The organism is Solwaraspora sp. WMMD1047 (assembly GCF_029626155.1).
GTDB lineage: Bacteria > Actinomycetota > Actinomycetes > Mycobacteriales > Micromonosporaceae > WMMD1047.
Genome location: NZ_JARUBL010000001.1, coordinates 4,408,467 through 4,424,192 on the forward strand (window position 1 = coordinate 4,408,467; position 15,726 = coordinate 4,424,192).

A 15,726-nucleotide genomic window follows, 5' to 3' on the forward strand; every position below is an offset into this window, starting at 1 on the left:
GATGAAAAGTCACCCTTTCGCAAGTTAGCAAAATGGGCCGAAGACTTTTCAATTCTTCGCTGTTTCCGTATCTCGACCGGCCCGCCCGGCCCATGTCACGGTGTCTGCACGGGGCCGACCGCTGGAGGAGAATCGAATGCGCACCGATACCGAACAGTTGCAGTACGAATGGGCCACCGACTCGCGGTGGAGCGGCATCGAGCGGAGCTACACCGCCGCCGACGTGCTCCGGCTGCGCGGGCCGGTCCGGGAGGAGCACACCCTGGCCCGGCGCGGCGCGGAGCGGCTCTGGGCGCTGATGCACGACGAGGACTACGTGCACGCCCTCGGGGCGCTGACCGGCAACCAGGCGGTGCAGATGGTCCGGGCCGGCTTGAAGGCGATCTACCTCTCCGGCTGGCAGGTCGCCGCCGACGCGAACCTGTCCGGGCACACCTACCCGGACCAGAGCCTCTACCCGGCCAACTCGGTGCCGGCCGTGGTGCGGCGGATCAACAACGCCCTCATGCGGGCCGGGCAGATCACCTCCGCCGAGGGCGGCGAGACCGACGTCGACTGGCTCGCACCGATCGTCGCCGACGCGGAGGCCGGGTTCGGCGGGGTGCTCAACGCGTACGAGCTGATGACCGCCATGATCGTGGCCGGCGCGGCCGGGGTGCACTGGGAGGACCAACTCGCCGCCGAGAAGAAGTGCGGCCACCTGGGCGGCAAGGTGCTGATCCCGACCAGCGCGCACGTGCGTACCCTCGAATCAGCCCGGCTGGCGGCGGACGTGGCCGGCGTCCCCTCGGTGATCATCGCCCGGACGGACGCGCAGGCCGCGACGCTGCTCACCACCGACGTGGACGAGCGGGACCGGCCGTTCCTGACCGGCGAACGGACCGCCGAGGGCTTCTACCGGGTCCGCAACGGTATCGAGCCGTGCATCGACCGGGGGCTGGCCTACGCGCCGCACGCGGACCTGCTCTGGATGGAGACCAGCCTGCCCGACCTGGAGGTCGCCCGCAGCTTCGCCGAGGCGATCAAGCACGAGTACCCGGACCAGCTGCTCGCCTACAACTGCTCGCCGTCGTTCAACTGGCGCAAGCACCTCGACGACGCGACGATCTCGAAGTTCCAGCGGGAGCTGGGGCACATGGGCTACAAGTTCCAGTTCATCACGCTGGCCGGCTTCCACGCCCTGAACTACTCCATGTTCGACCTGGCCAAGGGGTACGCAGCCGACGGCATGCCGGCCTACGTGTCGCTGCAGGAGCGCGAGTTCGCCGCCGAGTCGGCCGGCTACACCGCCGTCAAGCACCAGCGCGAGGTCGGCACCGGCTACTTCGACCTGATCAGCACCGTGCTCAACCCCGCCGCCGAGACCACCGCGCTGCGCGGCTCGACCGAAGAGGAGCAGTTCGCATGAGATACCAGGTGACCGGCGAGATGGCCGAGCGGTTCGACGAGGTGCTCACCGGCGAGGCGCTGGAGTTCGTGGTCGCGCTGGACAGCGAGTTCGCCGCCCGCCGGGTGGCGCTGCTGGACGCCCGGCGGGCCCGCCGCGCCCGGTACGCCACCGGCCAGTTCCCCGACTTCCTGCCCGAGACGATCGGGGTGCGGGCCGACCCGAACTGGCGGGTGGCGCCGATCGCCCCCGGCCTGGCCGACCGGCGGGTCGAGATCACCGGCCCGACCGACCGGAAGATGACCATCAACGCGCTCAACTCCGGCGCCAAGGTGTGGCTCGCCGACTTCGAGGACGCCACCGCGCCGACCTGGCACAACGTCATCGCCGGGCAGCTCAACCTGATGGACGCCCTGGACCGGCGGATCGACTTCACCGACGACCGGGGCAAGCGGTACGCCCTCGGCGAGGAGCTGGCCACCATCGTGGTCCGGCCGCGCGGCTGGCACCTGGTGGAGAAGCGGATCGTGGTCGACGGCCGGCCGATCTCGGCGAGCCTCGTCGACTTCGGGCTCTACCTCTACCACTGCGGACGGCGGCAGATCGACGCCGGTCGGGGGCCGTACTTCTACCTGCCGAAGCTGGAGACCCACCGGGAGGCCCGGCTCTGGAACGACATCTTCGTCTTCGCCCAGCACTACCTGGGCCTGCCGATCGGCACCATCCGGGCCACCACCCTGATCGAGACCATCACCGCCGCGTTCGAGATGGAGGAGATCCTGTACGAGCTGCGCGAGCACTCGTCCGGGCTGAACGCGGGCCGGTGGGACTACATCTTCAGCGTCATCAAGAACTTCGGGCAGTGGCCGGACTTCGTGCTGCCGGACCGCTCCGACGTGACGATGACCGTGCCGTTCATGCGGGCGTACACCGAACTGCTGGTGCGGACCTGCCACAAGCGCGGGGCGCACGCCATCGGCGGGATGGCCGCGGTCATCCCCAGCAAGGACCCGCAGGCCAACGAGGCGGCGCTGGCGAAGGTCCGGGCCGACAAGCAACGGGAGGCCGGCGACGGGTTCGACGGCTCCTGGGTGGCGCATCCCGGCCTGGTGCCGGTCTGCCGGGAGGTCTTCGACGGGGTGCTCGGTGACCGGCCGCACCAGCACGAGCGGCTGCGCGACGAGGTCGCGGTGACCGCCGCCGACCTGCTGGCGGTGGACAAGACCCCGGGCCAGGTCACCTCGGCCGGGCTGCGGTCGAACGTGGCGGTGGCGTTGCGCTACTTCGACGCGTGGCTCGGCGGCACCGGGGCGGTCGCCCTGTACGGGCTGATGGAGGACGCCGCCACCGCCGAGATCGCCCGCTGCCAGGTGTGGCAGTGGATCCAGCACGGCACTCCGCTGGCCGACGGCGGCACCGTCACCGAGGAGCTGGTCCGGTCGATCCTCGCCGACGAACTCGACGCCCTCGCGGGCGATCGCGAGGGCGCCGAGCGGGACCGGGCGGTCGCCTCGGCAGAGCTGTTCGAGTCGACCGCGCTGGGCGAGGACCTGCCCGCCTTCTTCACCACAGCCGGCTCCGCCACCTGCGTTCGCGACAGGTGACACCCGACACCTGGTGTGCTTCATCCAAGGCATAGACAGCTCCCGGGCCGCCGCCACGCCAAGAACTGGCGATGCCCGCCCCTCCATCAATCCGAGACGGAGGGGCGGGAACGGCACAACACCGCGGCTAGACGCACAGCCACACCACACGGTTAGGCACTGGCTTGCGCGGCGCTCCAAGCACGCTCGAATTCCTCCGAGGTTATCAGCTCAGCTCGACAGTCGGACTGGCTCGAAATTTCCTCAACCGATGGAAATGGGATCTCCGCGAGACCCACCGTTGCCGTCTCGTGGTTCCCGTTGGCCCACTCGGTCCTTCCATCACGGTAGAGCTGGACCTTGCGGATCTCGTAGTCATCCTCACCGATCTCGCTAAAGTAGAGCACAGGGTCATCCGGGAAGTCGTGCTCCCACTCGACCTTGACGTACCTCATCCCTAGTTCCTCCCGGAGCTGACGATGCGCCCAGTTAGATCGAGTGGCCCACTATTCGGGACCACGAAGACTCCCGGCCTTCCCTGGACCACTTCGAGCCCTCTCACATCGATCTCAATGTAGTGGGTGAACTTGCGTCCAGCCCATGGGACCCTCAGGAAGGCTGCGGAGAGCTGCCCTAGCGTCTTAGTTCCGGGTTTGATGTCAGTTAGATACTGCCCGTCGCCATAGCGGGCATCCTTCGGGTTGTTCGCCTTCAGAGAAGGACGCAGCTCACCGCTCGCGAGGATTGCGTCATGACCTCTCTTATCGGTGTAGTGATAGAGAGTATCGCAGTTATGCACCAGTACGGGCGTGGTGCCGGCTTCCACATAGTACGTGTGGGTGTCGTTGACGGTGAGGTTGTGGACGGTGGCCTGGCGGGTGTGGCGGGAGAGCTTTGCGACGGTGACCGGGGTGCCAAACTCGTCGCGGAGTTCGTCGCCGACTTTGAGGTGGGCGGCTTCGGCCCAGCCGCGGGTGGGGCTGTAGAAGCGGTGGCCGTCGGTGGCGGTGACGGTGGCAGGTGGACCGCCGCCTCCGGCGCCGGCACCGACCAGGGTGAGGTCGATCAGGTGCTTGGTGCCGGTGCCCTCGACGGCCGCCGTCACCTGCTGAGGATTCGTCTCCCCGGTCTCCGGATCGGTCGCCACGACCGAGTCGCCGGGCTCGACCTGCTCGATCGGCTTGCTGGACCCGTCGGCCATCCGCACCGGCGTGCCAGGAGCGAATGAGTTGACCCCACGCCCCTTGGCGATCTTGCAACTCTCCCCGCCCGTGTTCTCCTGCCGTTGCTTCGCCTGACGCTGTTTGAGCCCCTCGGTCTGTTTCCGGGTGGTGTTCTTGGCCTGCGCCCCGGCGGTCTTCGCCCCGCCGGCGTTGTTCGCGACCTGCTTGGCGTACTTGTTGGCGTCAGCCGCCTCGTCCGCGGTCGCGCCGGCCTTGCGGACCTTCTGCGGGATCTTGGCCAGCGCGGCCCGGGCGGCGCGGAGTTTCCCGTACGACTCGACAAGTCGCCGACCGACCCCGACAGCCTTGATCATGACCTTCGCGGCCTTGAACATCTTGCCCCACGGCACCGCCTGCAGCGCCGTCGAGATGCAGGCCACGATGTCGCCCTCGGTGACGCACTTCTTGGCGTCGTTGAACCCGACCAGATCCAGGATCAGGTTGATGATCTCGTCGGCGATCTGGGCGATGAACCCCTCCGCCTCGGTGACCAGATTCTTGGCGCCCAGGTAGGCCGGGTTGTCCACGCAGTTCGGGTCGCTGCTGTTGGCCTCGCACTGCTCGGTGCCGCCCGGCGTGACGGGCTCGGTCGGGGTGTCGACGGTCGGGGTTCCGCCGCCGCCCCCGCCGCCGTCGTCCACCCGCAGGCCGGTCGGATCCGTGTGCACGGTGGGCTGGTTGTTCGCGTACGCGTAGGAGGAGATCGCCGGGCTGGTCGCCGCGGTCGGCGCCGGGTCGGTGGCGTCGAACCGGCCGGTGCCCGGGTCGTAGTTGCGGGCCCGCAGCTGGTACCGGTCACCCTGGCTGGTGTCGTGGTAGCCGCCGGCGTACTGCATCGGGTTTGCGGGAGCGTCGGCGGAGAGCTTGCGCCCACCGTCGGTGAGTCCCTCGCCCCTGGCCACCCCGAACGGGTCGTACTCGTAGGCCCACTGCTGGGCGCCGTCGGGGGCCAGCACGTCGGCGACGCCGCCGAGCCAGTCCTGGGTGTAGGAGTACGCGGCACCGTCCGGGGCGAGCAGCGCCAACGGGTTGCCGCCCGGGTCGTACAGGTAGCCGCGGGTGGTGGTGCCGGCGCCGGTGGTCTCCGACTCGGTGGCCAGCATCGGCATCGGCGCGTTGAGGTCCCAGTCCCATTCCTGGGTACGCGCGTCCGCGCCGCTGCCGCTGGTGGCGGTGACCCGGTTGCCGAGCGCATCGTAGCGGTAGTCGGTGGTCCGGCCGCCGATGGTGGCCGAGGTCATCGTGTGGTCGAGGGCGTAGGTGTACCGGTCGGCACCGGCGCGGATCTGGTTGCCTTCCAGGTCGTAGTCGAAGCTGCGCTCGGTGGAACGGCTGCCAGTGGTCACCTCCCGCTTGAGCTGGTCGGCCGCGTCGTAGGTGTAGGTCGTGGTGGTGTTCTCGCCCGGCGCGGTGACCTTGTGCGTGGCGCGGTTGCCGACCAGGTCGTAGGTGTAGTCGAGCCGCTCGGCCACCGGCCCGGCGCAGGTCTGGGCGCCGTAGCAGGCCGCCGTGATCCGGTTGGCGGCGTCGTACTCGTAGGCGGTGGTCTCGGTGATGGTGGGCTGGCCGGGCTCGCCGCGCCGGGTCGTGATCTGCTTCGGGTTGCCCACCGGGTCGGGGGTCAACTCGAACGCCGACAGCACCTGGTCGCCCCGGTGGTTGTCGACGCTTGTCAGGCGGCCGGCGCGGTCGTAGCCGCGGTCCTGGACGACGCCGGTGGACTCGGGGTAGGTGACGGTCGTGAGGTTGTCGGAGACGTCGTAGTCGAAGCCGTACCGCGATGACGTGCCGGCCTTGGCGACGGTGAGCGCCCGGACCCGGTCGCCGGCGTCGTAGTCGGCGGTGACGACCGTGCCGTCCGGGTAGGTGCGGTTCTTGACCCGGTCGTCGCCGTCGTAGGTGTAGCCGAAGATGTCGTCGCCGCGAACGGCCCTGATCAACCGGTCGGTCTTGTCGTACTCCCAGGTCCGCAGGCCGGTCGGGTCGGCCGCCTCGACCGGGCGGTTCTTGGCGTCGTAGGCGTAGGTGTAGCGGTCCCCGCCGGCGCCGAGCTGCTTCGAGACGAGCCGGTTGAGGTTGTCGTAGCCGTAGAAGATCGTCCGCGCCGGGCGGTTCGGGTCCGGCCGTGGGCCACCCGGGTCGCCCGGTTCGACCTGCCGGGCGGTGACCTGCTCGATCAGGTTGGAGTCGCGGTCGTAGACCAGATCCCGGCGCCGACCCAGCGGATCGGTCGACACGGTCAACCGGCCGGCCCGGTCGTACTCCATGCTGGCCACCCGCCCCAGCGGATCGGTCCGCTTGATGACCTGGCCGTTGGCGTTGTAGCCGTAGGAGGTGGACTGGTGCGGCTGGGCGTCCGGGCCGGTCACCGTCGCCAGCCGGTCGGCGGCGTCGTAGCCGTACCGGGTGGTCTTGTTGTTGGCGTCGGTGAGCGACACCACCCGGTTCAGCGCGTCGTAGCCGGTGCGGGTCACGTTGTCCAGCGGGTCGGTGACCGACTCCAGGTTGCCGGCCCGGTCGTAGGCGTACCGGGTGGTGTACTGGTCCGGGTCGGCGCCCGCGACGTTGCCGCGCGGCTCGGTGATCGCGATCGGTCGGCCGTCGTCGTCGTACCGCCAGGTGATGACGCCGTCGGTCGGGGTGACCTGGCGGATCGGGTTGCCGGCCTCGTCGTAGTCGATCTGGGCGGCGCCGGCCGCCCCGGACGACCCGTCGCGCCGGTTGGCCTCGTCGAACGAGTGGGAGAGCTTCTCCCCCCGCTCGTTCGTCATCTCGGTGACGTTGCCGTTGTTGTCGTAACCCACCTTCGTGGACTCGTTGAACTGGTCCCGCTGCTCGTTGGGGCGGTCCAGCTCGTCGAAGGCGGTGTCGACCTGCACCCGCTCGCCGTCGGTGCCGTACGGCTTGTCGGCCCGGATCAGGTTGCCGTTGTAGTCGTAGTGGAACCGGGTGGTGAACGGCTCGGCATGCTCCGGGTCCGCGTTGCCGCGCGGCGAGGTCTCGGTGGCCACCCGGCCCTCGGCGTTGTAGGTCCAGGAGGTCTTGTTGCCCTCGCCGTCGGTGACCGAGTCCCGCCGCCCACCGGGCGTCCACGCCTGCGCGGTGACGTTGCCGATCGGGTCCTTCACCTCGGTCAGCCGGCTGTTGCGGTCGTAGGTCATCCGGGACGAGTTGGAGAGCGGGTCGGTGCTGACCACGACGTTGCCCAGTTCGTCGTAGTCGGTGCGGAACGGCTGCGGCTTGCCGGGCTGCCAGACCTCCCGGATCCGGTTCTGCTGGTCGTAGACGAACCGGGTGCGGTAGGCGTCCCGGTTGCCGCCGGCCACCGTGCCGCGCGGGTCGACGAGCGAGGTCATCCGGCCGGTCAGGTCGTAGAACATCTCGGTGCGGCGCCCGGTCGGGGTGATCTCGGCGGTGCGGTTGCCGTGCGCGTCGTACTCGTAGCGGGTGACCTTGCCGCGCGGGTCGGTCCGGCTGATCTGCTGACCCCGGCTGTCGTACGCGTAGGTGTAGCCGCGTTCCTGCTTGGGGTTGCGCTGCGCGGTCATCTCGTTGAACTGGTTGAACTCGTACACCCAGGTGTTGCCGCGGCCGTCGCGGTGCTCGGTCAGGTTGCTGCGGTCGTCGAAGGTGCTCGCCGTGGTGAACGCGAACGGGTCCGGTGCCCGGCGCGCGACCGGGTTGCCGTCGTCGTCGTGCCGGGTCTCCTCCTGGTTGCCCTTCGGGTCGACGACCAGGCTGCGGCGCAGCTTGCCGTCGTAGCGGTGCACGACCACGTCCTGATTGCTGTTGCGGGAGAAGAGCAGCACGTTGTCGCGGTAGCCGTCCACCATCGCCACCCGGTCCGGGTCGGTGGTGGTGGCCAGCAGGGTGGCGCCGGCCTCGCTGCCCGCCGTCCACCCGAAGGTGGTCTGCCCACCCTCCGGGTCGGTCTGGGTGGTGACCCGACCGGCGGCGTCGTACGAGTTGCGGATCGCGGTGTTGCCGCGGGCGTCGGTGATCGACGTCAGCCGGCCGGCGCCGTCGTACTGGTAGGAGGTGTTGAAGCCGCGCGGGTCCTGCACCTTGCCCAGCCGCCCGGCGTCGTAGTCGAACTGGACCGAGCGGTTGTCCGGCAACGTGATTTTGCGGATCAGGCGCAGGTCGGTGCGGTGCTCGATGGTCACCACCCGGTTCGACGCGTCGGTGATCCGGGTCAGCAGGCCGGTGGTGTCGTAGGTGAGCGTCAGGCCCAGGCCCCGCGCGTTGGTGATCGAGATCAGCCGGCCCTGCGCGTCGAAGCGCAGCCGGCGCTGGTCGGGCGGCACCAGTTGCCACCCGCCGCCGGTGACGGCGGTGAGCTTGGCCCGGATGCCGGCCGGCGGGTCGTACGAGCCGTCACCGGTGCGCCGGTAGACCGCCTCGGAGCCGTCCTCGGCGCGGACCCGCACCGAGCCGCCCTCGTCGGCGACGATGCGCGCGTCGTAGCTCCACGACCAGCCGGTGCCGAACATGCCGGCGGTCGGGTTCGCCGACGAGTAGTAGCGGACCGCGTTGAAGGCGATCCCGGCCGACGGCATCACCAGATCCGGCTCGGTACGCGAGAAGGCGCCGGTGGCGGTGTTCACGCCGGCCCCGCGGACCGCCTGGCCGGTGAGCGTCGGGCCGAGCACGGTCGGGCAGCCGCAGCCGGCGGCCTGCGCGGCGGGGATCGCCGGCGGCGCGGGGGTGGCGCGCGGCGCGGCCTCGTTCGACGGCGGCGACACCACCTCGGAGCCGTCCGGCTGTCCGACGGTGATGACCACCGTGTAGCGCCGGTCCGGAGCCAGCACCCAGCCGTCGGCGGCGCCGAAGCTGCGGCAGAACCGGCGTGGGCTGCGGCACTCGGCCAGGTCGGACTGGCCCAGCACCACCGAGCGCTGCTCCTGCCCGGACTCCACATCGGTCACGGTCGCCCACCACTGCGCCCACGAATCCGGGTTGCCCCGGTCGACGTCGCCGTCGAAGTAGGCCACCAGCGAGGTGTCGCCGAGCAGGTAGCCGGCGCGCAGGACCGGCTCCGACGCCGCGTTCATGGTCTGTCCCGGGGCGGCGGCCCGGGCGAGCGCCGACCGCTTGGCCGGCTTCGGCTCGCCGGCGGCGGCGACCACGGGCGGTACGGCGGGTGCTGTTTCGCCCTCGGGTAGTCCGTGTCGTGGTGTCGCCGTCTCCGGCAGGGGCCGCTGCACCGGGCCCCGGCCGGGTGCGGCGACCGGTGGTGCGGCGGCCCCCGCCGCGTTCGCGAATGGCGTCACCACCAACAGCGAGGCGAACAGAACTGCGGCCAGGGCGTGACAGAGCAGCCGGAATCCCGGTGTGACCCCCATGAAAAGCTCCCCGTGATCAAGTGGTTACCACCAGACCGGGTCACCCTGACCTATTGATCTTTCTTGATGCAATGCCAATTTCCGACAGCCGGAAGACATTCATGAATCACCTGCGACCAATCCGCCGGACAGTCAGTATTCGACAGCCGATCAGCGGGCCGGTTAGGGCTAGGGCTGGCGGTTGTAGAGCCGGCGGGACCAGGCGTAACCGAGCCCGGTGATGGCCACGCACCAGGCGGCGGCGAGCCAGGCGTTGGCGCCGATGCCGGTGCCGAGCAGCAGGCCGCGCAGCGTCTCCATGATCGGTGTGAACGGTTGGAGGTCGGCGAACCACCGCAGCACGGTCGGCATCGACTCGGTGGGGACGAACCCGCTGCCGAGGAAGGGCAGCAGGATGAGCGGCATGGGCAGGTTGCTGGCCCCCTCGACGGTCTTGGAGACGAGGCCGAACGCGACGGAGAGCCAGGTGATCGCGACGCTCACGGCGACCAGCAGCCCCCCGGCGGCCAGCCACTCCATCGGCCCGGCGGTGGGCCGGAACCCGACCAGCAGCGCGACGCCGGTCACCACGACCAGGCTGAGCAAGGTCTGGACGACGCTGCCGATGACGTGGCCGGCCAGCACGGACGGGCGGTAGATGGCCATCGTCTTGAACCGGGCGATGATGCCCTCGGTCATGTCCATCGCGATCCCGGTTGCGGTGCCGGTGGCGATGCTCGCGATGGTCATCATCAGGATGCCGGGGGTGACGTAGTTGGCGTAGTCGGCCCGCCCGCCGGACGGGCCCAGCCCGGCGCCGATGGTGCCGCCGAAGACGTAGACGAAGAGCAGCAGGAAGACCACCGGCAGGAAGACCAGCGTCAGCGTCATGGCCGGGTAGCGCCGCATCCGCCGCAGGTTTCGACGCAGCATGGTGCGGGAGTCGCGAACGGCGAAAGCGGTCGTGCTCATCGGAGAAGCTCCTTGCGGGTACGCGGCCGGCCGGCTTCGGATCGGCCGGTGAGGGCGAGGAAGACGTCGTCGAGGTCGGGGGTGTGCGTGGTCAGCTCCTCGACCTCGATCGAGGAGTCGACCAGCCGGTCCAGCAGGGCACGCATGGTGCCGACCGAGCCGTCGGCCGGCACCTGGAGGGTCAGGGCGCCGTCGTCGCGGATCGCGGTGTCCAGCACCCGGGTCGCGCACTCCAACTCCTCGACATCGGCGAAGCGCAGCAGTACGTGGCCGCCGGGCACCCGCCGCTTCAGCTCCGCCGGAGTGCCCTCGGCGATCAGCCGGCCGTGGTCGAGCAGCGCGATCCGGTCGGCGAGCTGGTCGGCCTCCTCCAGGTACTGGGTGGTGAGGAAGACGGTGACCCCGTCGGCGACCAGCTCGGAGATGACGTCCCACATCGCCCGGCGGCTGCGCGGGTCGAGCCCGGTCGTCGGCTCGTCGAGGAAGATCACCCGTGGGGTGCCGACCAGGGTCATCGCCAGGTCCAGCCGGCGGCGCATCCCGCCGGAGTAGGTGGCGGCGGGTCTGCCGGCGGCCTCGACCAGGTCGAACCGCAGGAGCAGCTCCTCGATCCGCCGGCGGCCCTCGCGGCGGTCCAGCGGGTGCAGGTCGGCCATCAGGGCGAGGTTCTCCGCGCCGGTGAGCAGCCCGTCGACGGCCGAGAACTGGCCGGTGACGCCGATCGCGGCCCGGACCGCGTCCGGCTCGCGGGCCACGTCGTGGCCGGCGATGCGGACCTGGCCGGCGTCGGCGCCGACCAGGGTGCAGCAGATGTTGACCGCGGTGGTCTTGCCGGCGCCGTTCGGGCCGAGCAGGGCGAGGACGGTCCCTTCCGGGACGGTCAGGTCGAGACCGTCGAGGACCAGCTTGTCGCCGTACGACTTGCGCAGGCCGGTGATCTCGATGCCCGGTCGTGGGGTGGTCATCCCGGTCGTTCCTCCCGTGTGGTGGTGGGTCGGCGGCTCAGGCGCGGCGGACGACGATGTCGCCGATCGAGGTCCGGGCCCGTACCTGGACGGTGCGGTCGGCCTGCTCCGGGCCGGGGGTGGAGGTCAGCTCGTTGCGGACCCGGCCGGCCCGGGTGTTCAGGTCCAGCCAGACGGCGGTTCCCTCGGGTACGCCGAACTCGATCGAGCCGGCGGCGGTGTCCAGCCCGACCGTGCCCTGCCCCAACTGGCCGATCCGCAGGCTGCCGTTGGCGGTCCGGGCGGTCAGGTCGGCGTCGGAGCGGTCGACGGTGACCGTGCCGTTGCTGCTGGTGGCCTTCAGCGTGCCGCCGGCCTCGCCGATCCAGACCGATCCGTTGGACGCCTTCACGGTCGCCGCTCCGTCGACCCGGCGGACGTTGATGCCGCCGTTGCCGGCCTTGATCTCGGCGTCTCCGCCGATGTGGTCGACCTCGACGTCACCGCTGCCGCTGCGGATCACGACCGGTCCGGTCCGGTCGATCCGCAGGGCTCCGTAGCCGGTCTTGAACCGGCACTCGCCGAGTTCGCCCTCGGTGTAGAGGTCCCCGACGCCGGTCTCGGCGTCGAGTCGGGAACCGGCCGGCAGTTCGACGGTGACCTCGACCGCACCGTCTCGGCTGAACATCGAGCCGATCCGGGGGCCCCGGACGGTGAGCCGGCCGTCGGCGTACCCGATCTGGGTCTGGTCGACGATCCGCTGGTCGGCCTTGCTGGCCGGGTCGCCGGGGCGGATGTCGACGGTGGCGTCGGCGCGGTCGGTGGCGGTGACCCGGACGTGGGCGCTGACATATCCGAAGTGCACGGTCGCGTGGATGGGTGCCGGAGCGTCGAAGGTTCGCATCAGGAGTCCTGTCTGGTCGAAGGTGGCGGTGAGCCGCTGGTCGGGGGTGGATGCGGGCGGGGTCATCGAGCCCAGCCGGTGAAGCGTTGGCCGGCGCCGCTGCCGCTGAAGCCGATGCCGGGGCCGGCGCCCGGTCGGCCGGGGCGCAGGGCGGCCACGGCGGCCCGGACGAGCCAGGCGTTGACCGAGATCCGCTCCCGGCCGGCGGCCTCCTCGACCCTGGCCTTGACGTCGTCGGGCAGGCGAAGGTTGATCCGGCTGGTCGCGCCCTGGGCCGACGGCTCGTCCGGTGCCGGCGCGAGTTCGGCCGGGTAGTCCCCCGGTGCGGGTGCGGCCTGGTCGGCCGGGGGCAGCGTGACCACGAAGTCGGGGTCCCGCCCGGCCAGGCGCAGGTGCACCGAGCCCGGGGCGAGGTCCTGGGTGATCTCGGCGGTGGCGGCGGAGAGCGCCTCCAGCAGGGTCAGCCGGATGGCCGAGTCGAACGGAACGGTCAGCCGGTCGGCCAGCGCCGCCGCCTCCGGGCCAGCGGCCTCGGCTGCGACGGCCAGCTCCCGGCGGAGCATCTCTACGTACTGCGTGAGGTCCATGCGAGCCATCATGGCATCGTTATGGCTCAGATGCAAGCCACCTTGGCTCAGCATGAGCCAAGGTGGCACATGACCGGCTCGCGTTGAACGCCGTCACCGCATCGACTAACGTCGGGCGGAAGATCGGCTGTTGATGATGCCGCTGGGCCGCCTACAGATGGCCGCGACGATGCCAGCCCAGCCCCAGCCCGAAGCTGTCCAGAAGCGACGGACCGCACGCCACATGCTCGCCGGCCCACCCGTCAACACAGGTGAGCCACCCGCGACGAGGAGGAGACGGTGAACAGCAGACACGGCGTACGACCGGCGGGGCGGCGGTGGCTCGCGGCGCTGGCGGCGGTGACCCTGATGACCGCCGCCTGCTCGTCGGGCGAATCGGTGGACGTGGACGGCGAGGGCGACGGCAACGCCACCGGCGGCGAGTTGGTGGTGGCGATCTCCAGCGAGCCGGACAGCCTGGACGTGCACACCTCGACCGCCTCCCCCACCTTCCTGGTGCTGGAGAACGTCTACGACACGCTCGTCGAACCCGCGCCGGACCTGAGCTTCCAACCGGCGCTGGCCACCGAGTGGAAGGTCAGCGACGACCTGCTCACCTGGACCTTCACCCTGCGCGAGGGGGTGAAGTGGCATGACGGCACGGCGTTCAGCGCCGACGATGTGGTGGCCAGCTTCAAGCGGATCATGGACACCGAGGTGGCCGCCAACGCGTGGCGGTTCGAGTCCGTCGACGAGGTCCGCAAGGTCGACGACCGCACCGTCGAGTTCGCGCTCAACCGGCCCACCCCGAACCTGCTGGCCAACGTCGGCGGCTTCAAGGGCATGGCGATCGTGCCGCCCTCGGCCATCGAGGGCAACACCCTGGCCACCGCCGCGGTCGGGACCGGACCGTTCAAGTTCGTCAGCTACACCCCCGGCGACCGGGTGGTGCTGGAGGCCAACCCGGACTACTGGGGCGACGGACCGTTCGTCGACCGGGTCGAGTTCCGGTTCATCGCCGAGGCGACCACGGCGATGACGAACCTGCGCACCGGGGACGTGCACATCACCAACAACGTGCCGCCGCAGGAGATCGACGCGCTCACCGAGAACGACCAGGTCGAGGTGGGGCAGCTGGCCAGCAACGACTACTGGTACTTCACCTGCAACTTCGACCGCAAGCCGTTCGACAACCGGGACGTACGCCGGGCGCTGTCGTACGCCATCGACCGGGAGGCGATCGCGCAGGCCGCCTTCTTCGACGCGGCCACCCCGGTGCAGTCGGCGATGCCGCCGGGCAACTTCTGGGCCACCGACTACGCCCCGTTCAGCCACGACCCGGACCGGGCCCGGCAACTGCTGGCCGGCGCGGGGGTCTCCGGGCTGACGGTGGACCTGATGCTCACCAACGAGTTCCCGCACACCCTGCAGGCCGCCGAGGTGCTGGCCGCCCAGTGGAAGGAGGTCGGCGTGGAGACCAACATCCGCACGCTGGACTTCGCGAGCTGGCTCGACGAGCAGGGCAAGGGCGCCTACGACTGCTACGTGCTGGGCTGGCTGAACAACCTCGACGGCGAGTACGCCTACTACGCCCAGCACCACTCAAAGGGGACCTTCAACTACCACGGGTACGCCAACCCGGAGGTGGACCGGCTGCTCGACCAGGCCCGGACCACAGTGGACGACAACGCCCGACGGGACCTCTACACCCAGGCGGCCCAGCGGATCATCGACGACGTCAGCTACGGCTACCTCTACACCCCGGAGGCCACCCTGGCCTGGGTGCCGTCGGTGCAGGGCGTCGAGCTGCACCCGGACGGAAAGATCCGACTGCGGACCGTCCGCCTCGGCGGCTGATCCGGCGATGGGCCGCTACCTGCTCGGGCGGGCGCTGCAGACGGTGATCGCGATGATCGGGGTCAGCGTCGCGGTCTTCCTGATCATCCACCTGGTGCCCGGCGACCCGATCCGGCTGGCCATGGGAACCCGGTTCGACCCGGACGTCTACCAGGCGCTGCGGGAGCGGGCCGGGCTGGACCGACCGCTGCTGGTGCAGTACGGCAGCTGGCTGTCGCACGCGGTCACCGGCGACCTGGGGGTGAGCTTCCGCAGCGGACAGCCGGTGACCGAGCTGCTGGGGCAGCGACTCGGCCCCACCGCCACCCTGGCCGGCGCCGCCTTGCTGATCTCGCTGGCCATCGCGCTACCGGTCGGGGTGCTCTCGGCGGTGCGGTCCGGGTCGGTGCTCGACCGGATCGTCACCGCGTTCAGCCAGCTCTGGGTCTCGGTGCCGGACTTCTGGAGCGGGATCATGTACATCCTGCTCTTCGCGCTGGTGCTCGGTTGGCTGCCGCCGTCCGGATACGTCTCGCTGCTTGACGACCCGGTCGACGGGCTGCGCCATCTGGCCCTGCCGGCGTTGACGGTGGGGCTGATCTCCGGATCGATCCTGACCCGGTTCGTCCGCTCGGCGGTGCTGGAGGCGCTGCACCAGGACTACACCCGCACCGCGCGGGCCAAAGGGCTGTCCCGCTGGCGGACCGTCCGCCGCCACGTGCTACCCAACGCCTGGATCCCGATCGTCACCGCCGTCGGGCTGCAGCTCGGGTTCCTGCTCGGCGGCGTGGTGGTGGTCGAGGTGATCTTCGAGTGGCCGGGGCTCGGCCGGTTGGCGTACGACGCGGTGATCCGCCGGGACTACAGCCTGCTGCAGGGCACCGTGCTGGTGATCGCGCTGATGTTCCTGCTCGTCAACTTCCTCGTCGACGTCCTCTACGGCTACCTGGACCCGAGGGTGAGGCAGAAGTGACCGCCACCGCCGGG

Annotated in this window: 10 protein-coding genes; 4 read left to right on the plus strand and 6 right to left on the minus strand. The window is 70.3% G+C overall.

Features of this window, described 5'->3' with window-relative positions; all coding sequences use genetic code 11:
- Window positions 1-136 precede the first annotated feature (136 nt).
- Window positions 137-1,408: an isocitrate lyase gene (aceA, locus tag O7627_RS20090; protein WP_278095046.1), complete on the plus strand. Its 1,272-nt coding sequence runs from the start codon at window positions 137-139 to the stop codon at window positions 1,406-1,408.
- Entirely contained in the window at window positions 1,405-2,991 is a 1,587-nt protein-coding gene (gene aceB / locus O7627_RS20095; protein WP_278095047.1) for a malate synthase A, read from the plus strand. Before aceA ends, aceB begins: the two co-directional genes overlap by 4 nt.
- Before the next feature lie 152 nt (window positions 2,992-3,143).
- Here the strand turns inward: aceB and O7627_RS20100 are convergent, their stop codons facing one another.
- The 6 genes from O7627_RS20100 to O7627_RS20125 all read right to left on the minus strand — a co-directional run bounded on the left by O7627_RS20100 (window position 3,144) and on the right by O7627_RS20125 (window position 12,924).
- A complete protein-coding gene (locus O7627_RS20100) occupies window positions 3,144-3,425 on the minus strand; it encodes a hypothetical protein (protein ID WP_278095048.1) in 282 nt (93 codons plus the stop codon).
- Between the two features lie 2 nt (window positions 3,426-3,427).
- Window positions 3,428-9,538 (minus strand): HYD1 signature containing ADP-ribosyltransferase family protein, encoded by a 6,111-nt coding sequence (locus O7627_RS20105; RefSeq protein WP_278095049.1) that lies wholly within the window; start codon window positions 9,536-9,538, stop codon window positions 3,428-3,430.
- 168 nt (window positions 9,539-9,706) lie between these two features.
- Window positions 9,707-10,489 (minus strand): ABC transporter permease, encoded by a 783-nt coding sequence (locus tag O7627_RS20110; RefSeq protein WP_278095050.1) that lies wholly within the window; start codon window positions 10,487-10,489, stop codon window positions 9,707-9,709.
- Window positions 10,486-11,454 (minus strand): ATP-binding cassette domain-containing protein, encoded by a 969-nt coding sequence (locus O7627_RS20115; protein WP_278095051.1) that lies wholly within the window; start codon window positions 11,452-11,454, stop codon window positions 10,486-10,488. Before O7627_RS20115 ends, O7627_RS20110 begins: the two co-directional genes overlap by 4 nt.
- A gap of 37 nt (window positions 11,455-11,491) precedes the next feature.
- Window positions 11,492-12,403 (minus strand): DUF4097 family beta strand repeat-containing protein, encoded by a 912-nt coding sequence (locus tag O7627_RS20120; RefSeq protein ID WP_278095052.1) that lies wholly within the window; start codon window positions 12,401-12,403, stop codon window positions 11,492-11,494.
- The gene (locus tag O7627_RS20125) at window positions 12,400-12,924 is read right to left on the minus strand and encodes a CopG family transcriptional regulator (protein WP_278095053.1); all 525 of its coding nucleotides are present in this window, start codon (window positions 12,922-12,924) and stop codon (window positions 12,400-12,402) included. The genes O7627_RS20120 and O7627_RS20125 overlap by 4 nt, the downstream gene beginning before the upstream one ends.
- A gap of 279 nt (window positions 12,925-13,203) precedes the next feature.
- Between O7627_RS20125 and O7627_RS20130 the strand changes: the two genes are divergently transcribed.
- Window positions 13,204-14,760, plus strand: a complete 1,557-nt coding sequence (locus tag O7627_RS20130; protein ID WP_278095054.1) for an ABC transporter substrate-binding protein — start codon at window positions 13,204-13,206, stop codon at window positions 14,758-14,760.
- Window positions 14,761-14,767: 7 nt separating this feature from the next.
- The gene (locus O7627_RS20135) at window positions 14,768-15,712 is read left to right on the plus strand and encodes an ABC transporter permease (protein WP_278095055.1); all 945 of its coding nucleotides are present in this window, start codon (window positions 14,768-14,770) and stop codon (window positions 15,710-15,712) included.
- The last annotated feature ends 14 nt before the right edge of the window (window positions 15,713-15,726 follow it).